This is a genomic window from Pseudomonas sp. MMS21 TM103, assembly GCF_022132145.1.
Taxonomy (GTDB): Bacteria; Pseudomonadota; Gammaproteobacteria; order Pseudomonadales; family Pseudomonadaceae; genus Aquipseudomonas.
In genome coordinates this window covers 443,538-459,358 of the sequence record NZ_JAJISP010000003.1, presented here as the reverse complement: position 1 = coordinate 459,358, position 15,821 = coordinate 443,538, and the positions used below count along the sequence as shown (strand labels likewise).

Below are 15,821 nucleotides of genomic sequence, written 5' to 3'. Positions count from 1 at the left end.
AGACTGGTGGCTATCAAGGTTGGCTCACGCCATGCGAGGAGGATGCCATGCACATATTGCTCACCGGCGGAACCGGGCTGATTGGCCGCGCCCTGTGTCGACAGTGGACGCAGGAGGGCCATCAACTGACGGTGTGGAGCCGCACCCCGCAGCGGGTTGCGGCGCTGTGTGGGGCGCAGGTCCGCGGCATTGGCTGGCTCGACGAAGTCGGCGATCAGGCGCTGGATGCGGTGGTCAATCTGGCCGGCGCGCCGATCGCCGACCGGCCCTGGACGCGCAAGCGCAAGAACCTGCTCTGGGCCAGCCGGATCACCCTCACCGAGCAGCTGCTGGCCTGGTTGCAGCAGCGCCAGCAGAAGCCGCGGGTGCTGCTGTCCGGCTCGGCGGTGGGCTGGTATGGCGATGGCGGTGAGCGCGAGCTGAATGAGGATAGCCCGCAGATTACCGACGATTTCAGCGCCCAGTTGTGCGGTGCCTGGGAGGAGACGGCGCAGCGTGCCGAAGCCCTGGGCATCAGGGTAGTGCTGGTGCGCACCGGTCTGGTGCTGGCTGCGGACGGCGGCTTCCTGGCGCGCCTGCTGCCACCCTTCCGTTTCGGCCTGGGTGGCCCGATCGGCGATGGCCGGCAGTGGATGCCGTGGATCCATATCGCCGATCAAATCGCCCTGATCGATTTTCTCTTGCAGCAGGAGCAGGCCAGCGGTCCTTATAATGCCTGCGCTCCCGAGCCGGTGCGCAACGCCGACTTCGCCCGCGCGCTGGGCCGCGTCTTGCATCGCCCGGCGCTGCTGCCGGCCCCGGCGTTCCTCCTGCGCATGGCCTTAGGCGAACTGGCGGGGCTGTTGCTGGGGGGGCAGCGGGCATTGCCGGTACGCCTGCAGGAAGCCGGGTTTCGTTTTCGTTTCACCGATCTGGATCTAGCCCTGGCGGATTTGCTGGGTCGACACTGACTGATAAGGATTTTTCATGAGCAATCACGCCTTGCTGCTGGTCAACCTGGGCTCCCCGGCGTCGACCGAAGTGGCTGATGTACGGCGCTACCTCAATCAATTTCTAATGGACCCCTATGTGGTCGATCTGCCCTGGCCGTTGCGGCGTTTGCTGGTGTCGCTGATTCTGATCAAGCGGCCTGCGGCTTCGGCCCATGCCTATGCGTCGATCTGGTGGGAGGACGGCTCGCCCCTGGTGGTATTGAGCAAGCGCCTGCAGCAGGCGATGAAGGCGCAGTGGCGCCAGGGTCCGGTCGAACTGGCGATGCGCTACGGCGAGCCGTCGATCGACACGGTGCTCCGGCGGCTGGCGGCGCAAGGCATCAAGCAGGTAACCCTGGCGCCGCTGTATCCGCAGTTCGCCGATAGCACCACCACCACGGTGATCGAGGAAGCCAAGCGGGTGGTGCGCGCGGGCAACCTGGACATGCACTTCGCCCTACTGGCGCCGTTCTATGACCAGCCGGAATACCTCGAGGCCCTGGTCGAGAGCGCCAGGCCTTACCTCGAGCAGGACTTCGATCACCTGTTGCTGAGTTTTCACGGTCTGCCGGAACGCCATCTGCGTAAGCTCGATCCCGGCAAGCATTGCCTGCAGGGGCCCGATTGCTGTCGTACGGCGCCGCCGGAGGTGCTTGCGACCTGCTACCGCGCGCAATGCATGCGCAGCGCCGAAGCCTTCGCCGAACGCATGGGCCTGCGCCCTGAGCAGTGGTCGGTGTCCTTCCAGTCGCGCCTGGGCCGGGATAAGTGGATCGAGCCCTATACCGAAAGCCGTCTCGAGGAGTTGGCCGGGCAGGGGGTGAAGAAGCTGCTGGTGATGTGCCCGGCATTCGTAGCCGACTGCATCGAAACCCTGGAGGAAATCGGCGATCGTGGCCTTGAGCAGTTCCAGGCGGCCGGTGGCGAGAGCCTGCAACTGGTGCCCTGTCTCAACGATCACCCTCGCTGGGTGGTGGCACTCAATACCCTCTGCGAGCGGGCGCCGTCGATGCATTGAGCGACCGCTCCTCTGTTTGTGCAGCGGACCGGCGCTACCTGGCCCGGATGACCCTTGGTGCAATCCGCGATGGCGGCCGCAGCGGATTGCGCCGCGTTTATTCGCTGCGCTTTGCGCGGCGTTGGCCGGCGGCGCCAGGTATGTCGAGGCGGTTATCAGTTCGACAGGAGGTATTGCATTCGCCTGGTTGATAACGCCTGTTGGTCATACTCACCGATGTCTATATCGGCCTAAGCTGGTGGCACTTTCAACCGTCGCGTATCGCGTAAGCGGTGCCGAGGAGCCTGCCAGTGTCCAACAACAATAACGGCTATCCCTCCAGTACCCGCGCCTGGGCTACTGTCACCATCCTGATGGTGGCCTATGTGCTGTCCTTTATCGACCGGCAGATTCTCAACCTGCTGGTGGCGCCGATCCGCCGCGACCTGATGATCAGCGACACCCAGATGAGCCTGCTGATGGGCCTGTCCTTCGCCTTGTTCTATACCGTTTGTGGGATTCCCCTGGGGCGCCTGGCCGATACCCGCAGCCGTCGCGGGTTGATCGCCATCGGTATCTTGTTCTGGAGCGCGGCTACCGCCGCCTGCGGCATGGCCAGGCTGTACTGGCAATTCCTGATTTGCCGGATCGGCGTCGGTGTCGGCGAAGCCGCCTTGTCGCCGGCGGCCTATTCGCTGATCGCCGACAGCTTTCCCGCGGAACGCCGTGCCACTGCCATCAGCGTCTATTCGATGGGCGTCTACCTGGGCTCGGGCCTGGCCTTTCTGTTTGGCGGTTTGGTGATCAAACTGGCGTCGGCCCAAGGCGACGTGTTGTTGCCGGTGCTCGGCGAAGTGCGGCCCTGGCAGTTGATCTTTCTCGCCCTGGGCGCCGCCGGGGTGCTCTTCACCCTGCTGATGCTGGCGGTCAAGGAGCCGGCGCGGCGCGGCGTTGGCGCCGGTGTGGCAGTGCCGCTGGCGGACGTCGGGCGTTATATCCGCGCCAACAAACGCACCGTGCTCTGCCATAACTTCGGCTTCGCCGGCCTGGCGTTCGCCGGTTACGGCAGCGCGGCCTGGGTTCCCAGCTTCTTTATCCGCACCTACGGCTGGGACGCCGGCCAGGTTGGCATCATCTACGGCAGCATAGTGGCGGTGTTTGGCTGCCTGGGCATCCTCTTCGGCGGGCGCCTGGCCGACTGGATGGCCAGGCGCGGCCGCAGCGACGCCAATATGCGCGTCGGCCTGTACGCTGCAATCGGCGCCGCGCCTTGTGTGCTTAGCTTTCCGTTGATGGACAGCGGGGTGTTGGCGGCGGTGCTGATGGCGCCGACGGTGTTCTTCCTGAGCATGCCGTTTGGCGTGGCACCGGCGGCGATCCAGGAAATCATGCCCAACTCGATGCGCGGCCAGGCCTCGGCGATCTATTTGTTCGTCATTACCTTGATCGGCCTGGGCATCGGCCCGACCGCTGTAGCGCTGGTGACCGACTACGTGTTCGCCGATGACCAGGCGCTGCGCTACTCGCTGCTGATCGTCAGCAGCATTGCCGTGTTCAGTTCCATCGTGCTGCTGAGCATGAGTCTCAAGCCCTACCGAGGCAGTTTGCTGCACCTGCAGCAGTGGGCGGCCAAGTCGGCTTGAAGAGGGCGCCTGGCTGGGTAGATGCCAGGTGCATGGGCAATGTCTGCGACCTCGTGGAAGACGCTTTATTCATCCGTCGCGCAAGGCGTCCTCCACCGGCCCAGCACACAAGCCTGGATAAATGCCGGTGCAATCCGCGATAGCCTCCCGGATTGCACGGCGGTACGCGCTTTATCCCGGTTCCAAACTACGGGGTCTGCTCTTCGCTCAGCGCCTTGCTGCGCCAGCCCTTGCCGCCGGGCAGCAGCAGGTTGAGCGCAATGGCGATGATGCCGCACAGCGAAATGCCCTTGAGGCTGATATCGCCGGCGCCTATCACCATGCCGCCGATGCCGAACACCAGGGTCACCGCGACTATCACCAGGTTGCGTGGTTCGCCCAGGTCGACCTGGTGGCGGATCAGGGTATTCAGGCCGACCACCGCGATGGAGCCGAACAGCAGGCAGAGAATACCGCCCATCACCGGTACCGGAATGCTTTGCAGCACGGCACCGAACTTGCCGATAAAGGCCAGCACCATGGCGATCAGCGCTGCCCAGAGCATCACCCTGGGGTTGAAGTTCCTGGTCAGCATCACCGCGCCGGTGACTTCCGAATAGGTGGTGTTCGGTGGGCCGCCGAGCAGGCCGGCCGCCGAAGTGGCCAGGCCATCGCCAAGCAGGGTGCGGTGCAGGCCGGGTTCTTTCAGGTAGTTCTTGCCGGTCACGGTGCCGATCGCCAGTACGTCGCCGATATGCTCGATGGCCGGCGCAATGGCCACCGGCAGGATGAACAGGATCGCCCCCCAGTGCAGCTCGGGCGCGACGAAGTTCGGCAGCGCCAACCAGGGGGCGGCAGCCACTGCGGTGAAGTCGACCACGCCGAACAACCAGGCCAGCGTATAGCCGACGGCAATCCCGCAGAGAATCGGGATCAGGCGGAAGATCCCGCGGCCGACCACGGCGACGATCAGGGTGGTGAGCAGCGCCGGCAGCGAGATCATCAGCGCCACGTCATAGGGCACCAGCTGCACGCTGGCATCGCCGGCCTTGCCCATCGCCATGTTGGCCGCCACGGGCGCCAGGCCCAGGCCGATGGCCATGATCACCGGGCCGATTACCACCGGCGGCAACAGGCGGTCGACAAAACCGGTGCCCTTGAGCTTCACCGCGCCGGCCAGCAGCATGTAGGCGACGCCTGCGGCGACCAGGCCACCGAGGGTCGCCGGCAGGCCGAAGTCGGCCTTGGCGGCGAGAATCGGCGCGATAAAGGCGAAGCTCGAGGCAAGAAACACCGGTACCTGGTTCTTGGTCACCAACTGGAAGATCAGGGTGCCGAGACCGGCGGTGAACAGTGCCACGTTGGGGTCCATGCCGGTGATCAGCGGCATCAGCACCAGCGCGCCGAAGGCCACGAAGAGCATCTGCGAACCAGCCAGGACCTGTCGCCAGGTGGCGTCCTGCATGTGGTCCTGCATGCTCAGGCGTCCTTCTGCTTGGTGCCGAAGATCTTGTCGCCGGCATCGCCCAGGCCGGGAATGATGTAGCCGTGCTCGTTGAGGCGCTCATCGATCGAGGCGGTGTAGATCATTACCTCGGGATGGGCCTCGGCCACCGCCTTGATGCCCTCAGGCGCGGCGACCAGGACCATGGCGCGGATTTCCTTGCAGCCGGCCTTCTTCAGCAGGTCGATGGTGGCAACCATGGAGCCGCCAGTGGCGAGCATCGGGTCGATGATCATGGCCAGGCGCTCGTCGATTTCCGGCACCAGTTTTTCCAGGTAGGTGTGCGCCTGCAGGGTCTTCTCATTGCGCGCCACGCCCACGGCGCTGACCTTGGCCCCGGGAATCAGACTGAGCACGCCGTCGAGCATGCCAATGCCGGCGCGCAGGATAGGCACCACGGTGATTTTCTTGCCGGAGATCTTTTCCACCTGCACGGTGCCAGCCCAACCCTGGATCTCGTAATTTTCCAGGGGCAGATCCTTGGTCGCTTCGTAGGTCAGCAGGGCGCCGACTTCCTGAGCCAGTTCGCGGAAATTCTTCGTACTGATGTCGGCGCGCCGCATCAGGCCGAGCTTGTGGCGAATCAACGGGTGGCGGATCTCGAGGACGGGCATGGCGGGTTCTCCGGCGGGGCTGGTAAAAAAAAATTGAGCTAGATTAGCATTGGCATGGTGCTACGGGCGCGCAGACGCATGCGGCTTGCAGGAATCTAGTGTGTAATGTCGGCGATTGCGCATATTTCCTGCGGTTTATCGGCAAGGGCTTGCTCCACCCGAAACAGGTGGGTACCTTTGCCGACTTTTATTTTGACGCATTGATCAGCTTTGCATTTTTTCAATGTTCGCTCACCCCTAGAGGAAAGACCATGCCCGTCGATCTCGCGCACATCCGCCAAGTCATGCTGGAAGCCGATTGTCTGTACAGCGAAACCGAAGTGGAAGCGGCTATCGACCAGGTCGCCGCCGCGATCAATGGCGAGCTGGCCGAGCGCAATCCAGTGGTGTTCTGTGTGATGAACGGTGGCTTGATCTTCTCCGGCAAGTTGCTGCCCAAGCTCAACTTCCCGTTGGAGCTGTCCTACCTGCATGCCACCCGTTATCGCAACGAAACCAGCGGCGGCGAACTATTCTGGAAGGCCAAACCGGAAATCTCCTTTATCGATCGCGACGTGCTGATCATTGACGACATCCTCGACGAAGGGCACACCCTGGGTGCGATCATCGACTTCTGCCACCACGCCGGCGCCAGTGCCGTGCACACCGCAGTCCTGATCGACAAGGACCACGACCGTAAGGCCCGCCCCGACCTCAAGGCCGATTACGTCGGCCTGCCGTGCATCGACCGTTATATCTTCGGCTACGGCATGGACTACAAGGGCTACTGGCGCAATGCGCCGGGCATCTACGCGGTCAAGGGCATGTAGAGACGGCCTGCAGGCCGGCTGCAACCTTGGCGCCCATCTGGGCTGCCATCGTTATGGATGGATCAGGCGTCATCCTCCCTTGCGATCTGCCGCGCTGAGCGGCAGGCCCACGCCTGGCCCTGGGTAGTCGCGCAACACGCTCAGGGCCTGTTCCGCCGCGCCGAAGAGCGGCGGGCCGCGAATCTCCAGGTCAGGACCTGCTCGGACAGGTCGTCCGGCGCTTCGTGGCAGTGCCTGGGCAATGTGGCTGTGGCCGAATAGGCCAGGCTATCGGGCTTACGCGTTGAGCGTCAGACTCCGCCAGGGGTACACTGCCGGCCCCGTGTGGCCAGCCGAGTTGGAGTGAACAATGCGCAAAGACAAGAAACAGGTGATTGGCGAAGATATTGGCGATGAGCCGATCAAGCTGTTCCTCGCCGTGGAACCAGCTGACGCCACGCCGCCATCGTTGCACAAGCTGATCAAGGCCTATCGTGGCCTGCGGGTCGACGACTTCGAGCGATTCGTGCGTTTCTTCGTCGAGGCCGGCTATGACCTCGAGGCCAAGGATGCCCAGGGCAACGATTTCATCGCCCTGATCCAGGACCAGCGGTTTGCCGAACCCTATATCGAGGTGATCAAGGCCGCCCGCGGCTGATCCTCACGATCGCAGCAAGCCCGCCTGACAGCGGGCTTTTTTGTGCGCGGGTTACAACGCCCCGGCCTTCTTCCAGGCCAGGTAGCGGCTGACCAGTTGCGGGCCCAGCTCGCCGGGGCGCGCATCCAGCACCGGCACGTTGTGGGCGAGCAGGCGCTCGTGCAGGCTGGCGCGGGCGTTGAGGTAGTCGACCGCGCCGCAGTAGGCCAGCGCGCCCTCGAAGTCCTGCACCGGACTGTGGCGCAGGCTGTCGAGCACCTCTTCGCGCAGGCTGGCGATCAGCACGCGGTGCTGGCGGCCGATGCGTTTGACTGCTGCAAGCAACTCCTGATCGTCCTCGTCGCGCAGGTTGGTTACCAGCACCACCAGGGCGCGGCGCCGCTGGCGGGCGAGCAGGGCGTCGGCCGCGACGGTGAAGTCGGCCGGCTGCAGGGTGCTGCGCAGGTCGTACACGGCATTGAGCAGCACATTGAGTTGCGCCGGGCCTTTGACCGGCGCGAGGAAGCGCTGCTGCTCCCCGGCAAAGGTCGCCAGGCCCACCGCATCGCCCTGGCGCAGCGCCACATAACTGAGCAACAGGCAGGCATTGAGGGCGTGGTCGAAGTGCGCCAGCTCGCCATCCTGGCTGCGCATGCGGCGGCCGCAGTCGAGCAGGAAGATGATCTGCTGGCCGCGCTCGTCCTGGAACTCCCGGGCGATTGGCGTGCGCATGCGTGCGGTGGCTTTCCAGTCGATCTGGCGCAGGCTGTCACCGTCACGAAAGTCGCGCAACTGGTGAAACTCCAGGCCGAGGCCGCGACGGGGGCGCTGGCGCACGCCCAACTGGCTGAGCCAGTCGTCGACCGCCATCAGTTGCGCGCCATGCAGACGGGCAAAGTCCGGGTAGACCCGGGTTTCTCCGGGCACCGCCAGGTAGCGTCGCGCGCACCACAGGCGCAGCGGGCTGGGCAGGTTGATTTCACATCGGTCGAAATGGAAGTGCCCACGTACCAGCGGCCGTACGCGGTAGGTGACGCGAGTCTGCTCGCCGGGGCGCAGTAGCACGGTTTGCGGCAGGTGCTCGAACGCCATGCCGTCGGCCACATGGTCGAACACCTCCAGCGTCAAAGGCTGGGCGTAGGCGTGGTGCAGGGTCAGCTGCACCTCGTGCCAACGGCCCAGCGGCAAATTGCCCGGCAACAGGCGCTCGAGGCGTGGCGAGGGCAATGTGCGCAGGCGCAGGGCGTCGACCAGCGCCGCGCCGGTCAGCACCAGCAGCAGGGCCCACCAGATCGCCTGCAGGCTTTGCGGCACCTCGACCGCCAGTGCCTGCAAGGCGCCAAGCACAATGGCCAGGCCGAGCAGGACGCCGAGCAGGATCAGCAGCGCGCGCGCGGGCTTCATGCGCCAGCACCCTGGATCGAGCGGGTCATAGACGCGGCGCCGGGACCTGGTCGAGCAACTGCTGGAGCACCTGGTCGACCTCCAGCCCTTCGATATCCAGCTCCGGCGCCAGGCGCACACGGTGGCGCAGTACGGCCAGGGCGCAGCTCTTGATGTCATCCGGCAGGACGAAGTCGCCGCCGCGCAACAGGGCGCGGGCGCGGCCGCCACGCACCAGGGCGATCGAGGCGCGTGGCCCGGCGCCGAGAATCAGCCCCGGCCAGGTGCGGGTGGCACGGGCCAGGCGCACGGCATAGTCGAGCACCTGTTCGTCGAGCGGCAGGTCGCTGGCGATCTTCTGGATGGCCAGCAGATCCTTGGCTTGCAGCATGGCGCGCAAGGGGGTGACGTCGAGCATGTCGGCGCGGGTCGAACGGGTGACCTGACGCACCATGCTCAGTTCTTCGGCCTGCTCGGGGTAGTCCATGCGCAGCTTGAGCATGAAGCGGTCCAGCTCGGCTTCGGGCAGTGGATAGGTGCCTTCCTGCTCGATCGGGTTCTGCGTAGCCAGCACCATGAACGGCAGCGGCACCGCCAGGGCGCGCCCTTCGAGGGTGACCTGACGCTCCTGCATGACTTCCAGCAGGGCCGCCTGGGTCTTGGCCGGCGCGCGATTGATCTCGTCGGCCAGCAGCAGGTTGGTGAACACCGGGCCCTTGCGCAGCTTGAACTGCTCGTTTTGCAGGTCGTACACGGCATGGCCGGTGACATCGCTGGGCATCAGGTCGGGGGTGAACTGGATGCGGGCGAACTCGCCCCCGAAGCAGCGCGCCAGAGCGCGCACCAGCAGGGTCTTGCCCAGGCCGGGAACACCCTCGATCAGCACGTGGCCGCCGGCGATCAGCGCGGTCAACACATCGTCGACCACGGCGTTCTGGCCGATCAGCGCCTTGTGCAATTCCAGGCGCAGGGCCTGGGCCAGTTGGCTGGCGCGCTGGCGCTGCAGCGCCGGACTGCTCGGTGATTGGGTTGCGGCCGCCGCGGGCGGGCTCAGCTGTTCGGGCGTGTGTTCGCTCATAGGGCATTCCTGAGTGTTTGCAGGTGGGCGACCTGGCGGGTGAAGTCGACGGCGGACAGGCGCTGCTCGGGCAGCGGCCGCATGGCTTGGCTGATGGCACGGCTGGGCAAGCGGGTCAGGCGTGCCAACACCTGCCATTGTTCGGTCACGCCGAGGCGTTCGAAGCCGGGATGACGGTGTCGCGCACGGCGCTGGATGTCCGCTTGCAAGCCCTGCAGCAGGCAGTGCTGGCCACTGCGCCGGAGCAAGAACGCGGCACTGCCGCGCAGGTGCTCCTGCAATTGCCGGCGACTCGGGCTGACCGGCGCTTGCAGCGGGCCCTGACGCATGCCGGCGCGCCACAGACCGAGGCCGAGGAGCAGGGCCAGGGCCAGCAGGGCCTGGGGGAAGTAGCGCAACAGCAGGCTGGGCAGGTTGGCGCGATCGGCGTGGTAGAGCAGGGTCACGCCGCTGTCCTGACTCAGGTACCAGAGCAGCCAGGCATTGTCGTATTCGGCGATCCTGTCGTTGTGCCAGATCCAGCTGTCGCTCAGCACGCTGACCAGGCCGTCACCATGATAGAGCTGGACCAGGTGGGTCGCCGCCGCGCTGTTGGCCCAGGCATGCGCGCGATTTGCCGCATCGTAGAGATGAAAGCCGGTATCGAAACTGAAGTAGGCCGGCGCCTGCTCGTTTTCCAGGTAAAGCTGGGTCAGCTCGGGGTAGGCCTTGGCCGTGGCATCGCCTGACTCGGGAGTGGTCTCCTCGATCTCGGCCTCAGGCTCGTCGAGATCGTCGCTCGGGTATTGCTGCAGGTCCAGGCTATCGAGCAGCAGGTCACCACTTTTGCCTTCCTCCTCATCCCACAGGCGTTCGGCAACGAACACCAGATGCCCGCCCTTGGCCGCCCAGGCGAGCAGATGCTCGGCTTGTAGCGGGCTCATGCCTTGCCGATCACCAAGCAGCACCAGGGTTTGCCCGGCGCTGGGCAACGTCGAGAGCAGCTGCAGGTCATCGGCGCGCTGCACCTGCAGGCCCTGCTGACGGAGAAAATGTTCGGCAGCCAGGTAGGGGTTGGCCTGCGCTTCGGGGGCCGGGCCGTGCTCGACGGTTTCTTCATAGGGCTGGGCGCGGCTCAGCAGGTAGAGACCGAGCAAGCCCAAGCCAAGCACCAGCGCGCTGGCGAGGATCAACTGGCGGCGTTTGTTCATGCGCGCACACCGTTTTCGAGCAGGCGCCGCCAGCCTTGGCACAAGGTCTGGCACAGATCGTCTGGCGGCAGGCGATGGCCGTAGGCGAGGTTTTGCCAGTGCAGGGTCAGGGTCTGGCTGAAAGTGCTCAGTTCGTTCTGTTGCAGGCCCTGAATCAGGCGCAACACTTCGCTCTCGGTGTGAGCGCCGTGCAGGGGCAGGTGATAGTCGTGCAGCAGGCGACTGAGCAAGGCGCGATAGAGCAGGCCGAGGGCCGCCCGCGGTTGCTCGGCCCAGAGTTGTTCGACTGTGCCGGCGACGTCCGCGGGCAAGCTTTGCGGGGTCACTTCCAGGCCGAACAGCTGGCTGCTGGGCGGCATTGCGGCGCGTTGCGCCAGGCCAATACGCCCGGCGAAGATGCCGAGCCATTGGCGATAGCGCCAGATCAGCAGGGCCACCAGGCCGAGCAGGGCGGTCCAGAGCAGGGTCTCGAAAAACACTGCGATGGTGGCGTTGCTGTTCCAGGATTCGGCCAGTTTGAAGAACTTTTCCAGCCATGCCAGCAGGCCGCTGATCGGCCCTTCGTCCGCTTGTGCGGCCTCTTCCTCGCCGAAGCGCCAGCGCGTGACGGTTTCGCGGTGCTCAAAGGGGGGGCTATCCAGCAGTTGCTCGATGCTGTCTTGAGCGGCCTGGCTGCTCAGCGGTTGTTTGAGCAGGCGTGCGGCCTCGGGGCCAATCGGGTCCATGACCGGCAGCGGGCAATTGCCGATCTCGGCGGCCATGACCGGTGTCGGTGTCTGCAGCAGCAACAGGCTGCCGCCGAGCAACAGGGCATAGGCCACGCCGCCGAGGCGCTGACGCAGTCGGCGGAACACCAGTTCGATATCCCAGGCCTCCAGGGCGGTGCGGCGATTCAGGTAGAGGGTGAAGCCGCAGGCGACGTAGACCGGTTCCCAGACGATCAGCACCAGCACATACAGCAGGTTGGACAGGTGTTCCAGCCACAGCCATTCGCCGGCCGCCGCATTGGCCAGACTCTGCCAGCTCCAGTCCAGCTCGATCTGCGCTGGCAGCAGCAGATAGAACAGGCTGACCAGACCCAGCCACAGGGCCATTTCCAGGTGCATGCCGACCATCGTCAACCAGGTCGCGGCGCCTGCATCGCGTTGCCCCAGTACCACCAGGCGCTGGCTGCGCGCCTGGCCGGACAGCCCTTCCAGTTGCATCACCGGCAGATCGAAGCTGCGCGTGAGCGCCAAGCGGCGCCAGGTCAGGCTGGCCAGCAGTTGCGGCTTGAGCAGCCCCGGCAGGGCTTTGAGCGCTTGCTTGAGGCTTGGCGTGTCGCCGAACAGGGCGCGTGAGAGGACATGCAGCGGCAGGCGTTCGTAGGCCGGTTTCAACCACCAGAAGGCGAATATCGCCCAGCCCGGGTAGTCCCACAGCAACAGGCAGAGCAGGGCGAAGATCGGCAGGCTGACCAATGCCCAGCTGGCCATCAGCAGGCCGGCATGCCGGCGCGCCAGCAGAACGCCGAGGTCCAGTGCTTCCCAGGGGGGGCGCGGGCGGATCGCCACGCTGGCATCAGTCAGGCGCATGGACACCTCGGCCGGCCAGCAGCAGATAGCTCAGCACCAGCAACCAGAGGCCGGCGCCAACCACATATTTGACGGTCGGCGTGGCGAAGGTCATCGAAGACCAGTAGGCCTCGATAAACGCGGCCAGGAGCAGAAATACAATGACCCCACCGACCAAACGCACGCTTCGCCCGGCGGCCAGGCGCAAGGCTTCGCCACGTGACAGTCGACCGGGCGCGAGCAGGGCCCCGCCGAGCTTGAGGCCGGCGCCGCCAGCCAGGGCGATGGCGGTCAACTCGAAGGCGCCGTGGCCGATGACGAACGACCAGAAGGTTTCGCCGTAGCCGATCTGGGTCAGGTGGCCGGCCACCGCCCCGATCATCAGGCCGTTGAACAGCAGGAAGAATAGGCTGCCCAGGCCGAACAGCAGGCCGCTGGCGAAGGTCTGAAAGGCGATGCCGATGTTGTTCATGATGTAGAAGCCGAACATCAGCCAGTCGTCGGCCGAATGGCGTTCGCCGAAGCGCCCGAGGCGCCGGGCATCGGGGTCGTACATCTGCTCCATGCTCGCGACCTGCTGTGGGTCGACCAGACTGTAGACCAGTTCGGGAAACAGATAGACCAGTACGCCCATGGTCAACAGGCTACCGAAAAACACCAGGCTGGCGATTAGCACGCAGCGCCATTCGGCCCGCACCAAGCGAGGAAAACCGGCGAGTATGAAACCGATCAATTGCGCCCCCAGCGGGCTGCGATGGCGATAGAACTGCTGGTGGCCGCGCAGCACCAGTTGCTGCAACTGCTCGACCAGGTGGTTGCTGTAGCCGCGCGCCTGGGCCAGGGCCAATTGCTGACAGAGGCGTCGGTACGCAGCGGCGAAGCCCTTGCACTGCTGGCGGTCGGCCTTGCCGCGTTCGAGCGCGTCGAGTTGTCCGGCAAAGGCTTGCCAGTCGGCTTGGTGGCGGCTTTCGAACAGGCTCTGTTTCATGTCGGTCCCAGCAGGCCGCGGGCGATGCCATTGATCCGCTGTTCCGCTTGCTCGTGCGGGACCTGCAGTGGCTCGGCAAGAATCGCCGCCAGCTCGGCGCGGCGTTCACTGGACAGGCTGGCGCCGCGCTCGGCAAATCCGAGCAGGGCCCGTTGCTCTGCCAGGTCGAGGGCGAAGGGCGCAGGCAGCGGTTCGGCCTGCGGCAGGCTCGGGTGCGCGGGCAGGGTGTCGCGGTAGACTACCAGGGTACCGGCGGCGATATCGCCGAGGCGCTTGAACGCCGGGTGGTTGAGGCAGCTGAGAATGCCCAGGGTGTAGCCGAACGGCAGGATATCGACGAAGCGCAGCAGGTTGCGGGTCAGCGAAGCGGCCCAGCCGACCGGCGTGCCGTCATCGTGCACCACGCGCAGGCCGAGCATCTGCTTGCCGGGCGAGCGGCCCTGGTTGAATACCTCGAACAACACCATGTACCACCAGGTCACCAGGAACAGCAGGATGGTCGCCAGGCCCATGCCGAACTTGCCGAGCAGGCCGAGGACGACGTAGGTCACCAGCAACAGCAGGCCGCGAATCAGCAGGTCGATGGTGAAGGCCAAGGCGCGCGATACCAGGCCCGCGGGGCGCAGGAGCAGATCGATGCCTTCCGGGGTTTCCACCTGATAGCGGGTATCCAGCAGCGCGGTTGGTCGGCGGACGGCTGGACGAGGCGGGCGCGGAGGAGGCGAGGTGGCGGAATGCTGCATCGGCGGTCTGCGCTGAATAAACCCCGATGCTAGCCAGCGGCAGACGGTGAAGCAACCGATCTGCATGCAAACTGCGCTTGTGGCGGCAATCCGTGGCTGCCGGATGGCCGTGCGGGCAATGCTAAACTGGCCTCGCCCACTACCTATAGGAAGCCGCCGTGACCTCCAGCCTGTTCTGGTATGACTACGAAACCACCGGTATCGATCCGCGTCGCGACCGGCCGCTGCAAGTCGCCGGAATTCGCACCGACGAAGACCTCAATGAAATCGACGAGCCGCTGAACATCTACTGTCAGCCCAGCGACGACATCCTGCCGCATCCGGCTGCCTGCCTCATAACCGGCATCACGCCCAGTCAGTTGGCGGACAAAGGTTTGAGCGAGGCCGAATTCATGGCCCGCGTGCATGCCGAAATGGTTCAGCCGGGGACCTGTAGCGTGGGGTACAACAGCTTGCGCTTCGATGATGAAGTCACCCGCTACAGCCTGTACCGCAATTTCTTCGACCCCTATGCCCGCGAGTGGCAAGGTGGCAACAGCCGCTGGGACCTGATCGATCTGGTTCGCGCAGCCTATGCCTTGCGCCCGGATGGCATTGTCTGGCCTCAGGAAGAAGGCCGCGTCAGCCTCAAGCTGGAGAGCCTGACCGCAGCCAACGGCATCGAACATGGCCAGGCCCATGACGCCCTGGCCGATGTGCGTGCGACCATCGCTCTGGCTCGGCTGATTCGTAGCAAACAGCCCAAGCTGTACAACTACCTCTATCAATTGCGCAGCAAGCAACGGGTACTCGACCAGATTCGTTTGTTACAGCCCCTGGTGCATATTTCCGGGCGCTTTGCCGGAACGCGACATTACTTGGGGTTGGTGTTGCCGCTGGCCTGGCATCCGCGTAATCGCAATGCGCTTATCGTCTGCGACTTGCACGCCGATCCGGCGCCATTGTTCGAGGAGGATGGCGAGTCCTTGCGTCGACGCCTATATACCCGGCGCGAGCAACTGGGCGAGGGCGAGTTGCCGGTACCCTTGAAGTTGCTGCACATCAACCGTTGTCCGGTGGTGGCGCCGTTGAATGTACTGCGTGGCGAAGATATTCAGCGTTTGCAGTTGGACATGACCGAACTCCAGCTGCGTGCAGATCGATTGGTTGCCGCACAAGGGCAGTGGCGGGACAAACTCGCGCTGATATATGGCGAAGAAGCTTTTGCGCCCAGCGAGGATCCCGAGCAACAGCTATATGAGGGTTTTATCGGTGATCGCGACCGGCGTTTATGCGAGCGCGTACGCAGTGCCGAACCCGCGCAGTTGGCCCAGAATGACTGGCCGTTCGATGATGCACGCTTACCTGAATTATTATTTCGTTATCGCGCGCGCAACTTTCCCTCCAGCCTGGATTCAGCAGAACAGCAGCGCTGGGTGATGTTTTGTCAGCAGCGGTTAACCCGGCCCGAGTGTGGCGCGCCTAATACCTTGGCGGATTTTCAGGCGGCACTCGATGAAATATTCGCTCAGGCCACGCCCAAGCAACGGACGGTACTGACGGAGTGGCGTGACTATGCGCAACAGTTGCGCCTGCGTTATGCCCTTTAAGTGTGGGCAGGCTTCAGGCGCTATTTAGCTGGTGGCTGTCGTCTGGCGATTCTGTCGGTTGGCTCGCCGTCTGGCCAAGGTGGCCTGATGTCCCCTGGGTTTGCCATCAACATAAATAGTGTTGCAGAACAAAAAACGCCAGCAAGGCTGGCGTTTTTTGATGC

General features: G+C 64.6%; 14 protein-coding genes. 6 read left to right on the top strand and 8 right to left on the bottom strand.

Translation table 11 applies throughout. The annotated features are described in order from the left end of the window. Positions 1-47: 47 nt before the first annotated feature. The 3 genes from LJY18_RS13200 (at position 48) to LJY18_RS13190 (ending at position 3,611) form a co-directional block, all read left to right on the top strand. A complete protein-coding gene (locus LJY18_RS13200; RefSeq protein WP_238042269.1) occupies positions 48-950 on the top strand; it encodes a TIGR01777 family oxidoreductase in 903 nt (300 codons plus the stop codon). A 16-nt stretch (positions 951-966) separates the two neighbouring features. Further along, positions 967-1,989 carry a ferrochelatase gene (gene hemH / locus LJY18_RS13195; protein ID WP_238042268.1) on the top strand — a complete coding sequence of 341 codons (1,023 nt, stop codon included), beginning with the start codon at positions 967-969 and terminating at the stop codon, positions 1,987-1,989. A 290-nt stretch (positions 1,990-2,279) separates the two neighbouring features. Then, positions 2,280-3,611, top strand: a complete 1,332-nt coding sequence (locus tag LJY18_RS13190; RefSeq protein ID WP_238042267.1) for a spinster family MFS transporter — start codon at positions 2,280-2,282, stop codon at positions 3,609-3,611. Positions 3,612-3,798: 187 nt separating this feature from the next. Here LJY18_RS13190 and LJY18_RS13185 read toward each other — a convergent pair whose 3' ends face one another. Both LJY18_RS13185 and upp read right to left on the bottom strand, forming a co-directional pair. Then, positions 3,799-5,067, bottom strand: a complete 1,269-nt coding sequence (locus tag LJY18_RS13185) for a uracil-xanthine permease family protein (RefSeq protein WP_238042266.1) — start codon at positions 5,065-5,067, stop codon at positions 3,799-3,801. 2 nt (positions 5,068-5,069) lie between these two features. Beyond that, positions 5,070-5,708, bottom strand: coding sequence for a uracil phosphoribosyltransferase (gene upp / locus LJY18_RS13180; protein WP_238042265.1), 639 nt, complete (start codon positions 5,706-5,708; stop codon positions 5,070-5,072). Positions 5,709-5,959: 251 nt separating this feature from the next. Between upp and LJY18_RS13175 the strand changes: the two genes are divergently transcribed. Both LJY18_RS13175 and LJY18_RS13170 read left to right on the top strand, forming a co-directional pair. Beyond that, complete coding sequence (locus LJY18_RS13175) at positions 5,960-6,517, top strand: hypoxanthine-guanine phosphoribosyltransferase (protein ID WP_238042264.1); 558 nt, start codon at positions 5,960-5,962, stop codon at positions 6,515-6,517. 349 nt (positions 6,518-6,866) lie between these two features. Further along, a complete protein-coding gene (locus LJY18_RS13170) occupies positions 6,867-7,154 on the top strand; it encodes a PA4642 family protein (RefSeq protein ID WP_238042263.1) in 288 nt (95 codons plus the stop codon). A 51-nt stretch (positions 7,155-7,205) separates the two neighbouring features. Here the strand turns inward: LJY18_RS13170 and LJY18_RS13165 are convergent, their stop codons facing one another. From LJY18_RS13165 to LJY18_RS13140, 6 genes are read right to left on the bottom strand one after another with little or no spacing between them, the layout of a single operon-like run. Then, positions 7,206-8,537, bottom strand: a complete 1,332-nt coding sequence (locus LJY18_RS13165; RefSeq protein ID WP_238042262.1) for a DUF58 domain-containing protein — start codon at positions 8,535-8,537, stop codon at positions 7,206-7,208. A gap of 25 nt (positions 8,538-8,562) precedes the next feature. Further along, positions 8,563-9,594 carry an AAA family ATPase gene (locus LJY18_RS13160; protein WP_238042261.1) on the bottom strand — a complete coding sequence of 344 codons (1,032 nt, stop codon included), beginning with the start codon at positions 9,592-9,594 and terminating at the stop codon, positions 8,563-8,565. Beyond that, positions 9,591-10,784 carry a DUF4350 domain-containing protein gene (locus LJY18_RS13155; protein ID WP_238042260.1) on the bottom strand — a complete coding sequence of 398 codons (1,194 nt, stop codon included), beginning with the start codon at positions 10,782-10,784 and terminating at the stop codon, positions 9,591-9,593. The genes LJY18_RS13160 and LJY18_RS13155 overlap by 4 nt, the downstream gene beginning before the upstream one ends. Then, positions 10,781-12,358, bottom strand: a complete 1,578-nt coding sequence (locus tag LJY18_RS13150; protein WP_238042259.1) for a DUF4129 domain-containing protein — start codon at positions 12,356-12,358, stop codon at positions 10,781-10,783. The genes LJY18_RS13155 and LJY18_RS13150 overlap by 4 nt, the downstream gene beginning before the upstream one ends. Next, entirely contained in the window at positions 12,345-13,325 is a 981-nt protein-coding gene (locus LJY18_RS13145) for a stage II sporulation protein M (protein ID WP_238042258.1), read from the bottom strand. The genes LJY18_RS13150 and LJY18_RS13145 overlap by 14 nt, the downstream gene beginning before the upstream one ends. Next, positions 13,322-14,068: an RDD family protein gene (locus tag LJY18_RS13140; RefSeq protein ID WP_238042257.1), complete on the bottom strand. Its 747-nt coding sequence runs from the start codon at positions 14,066-14,068 to the stop codon at positions 13,322-13,324. The genes LJY18_RS13145 and LJY18_RS13140 overlap by 4 nt, the downstream gene beginning before the upstream one ends. 158 nt (positions 14,069-14,226) lie before the next feature. On the opposite strand from LJY18_RS13140, the gene sbcB reads away from it, so the two are divergent. Beyond that, entirely contained in the window at positions 14,227-15,657 is a 1,431-nt protein-coding gene (gene sbcB, locus LJY18_RS13135; protein ID WP_238042256.1) for an exodeoxyribonuclease I, read from the top strand. The last annotated feature ends 164 nt before the right edge of the window (positions 15,658-15,821 follow it).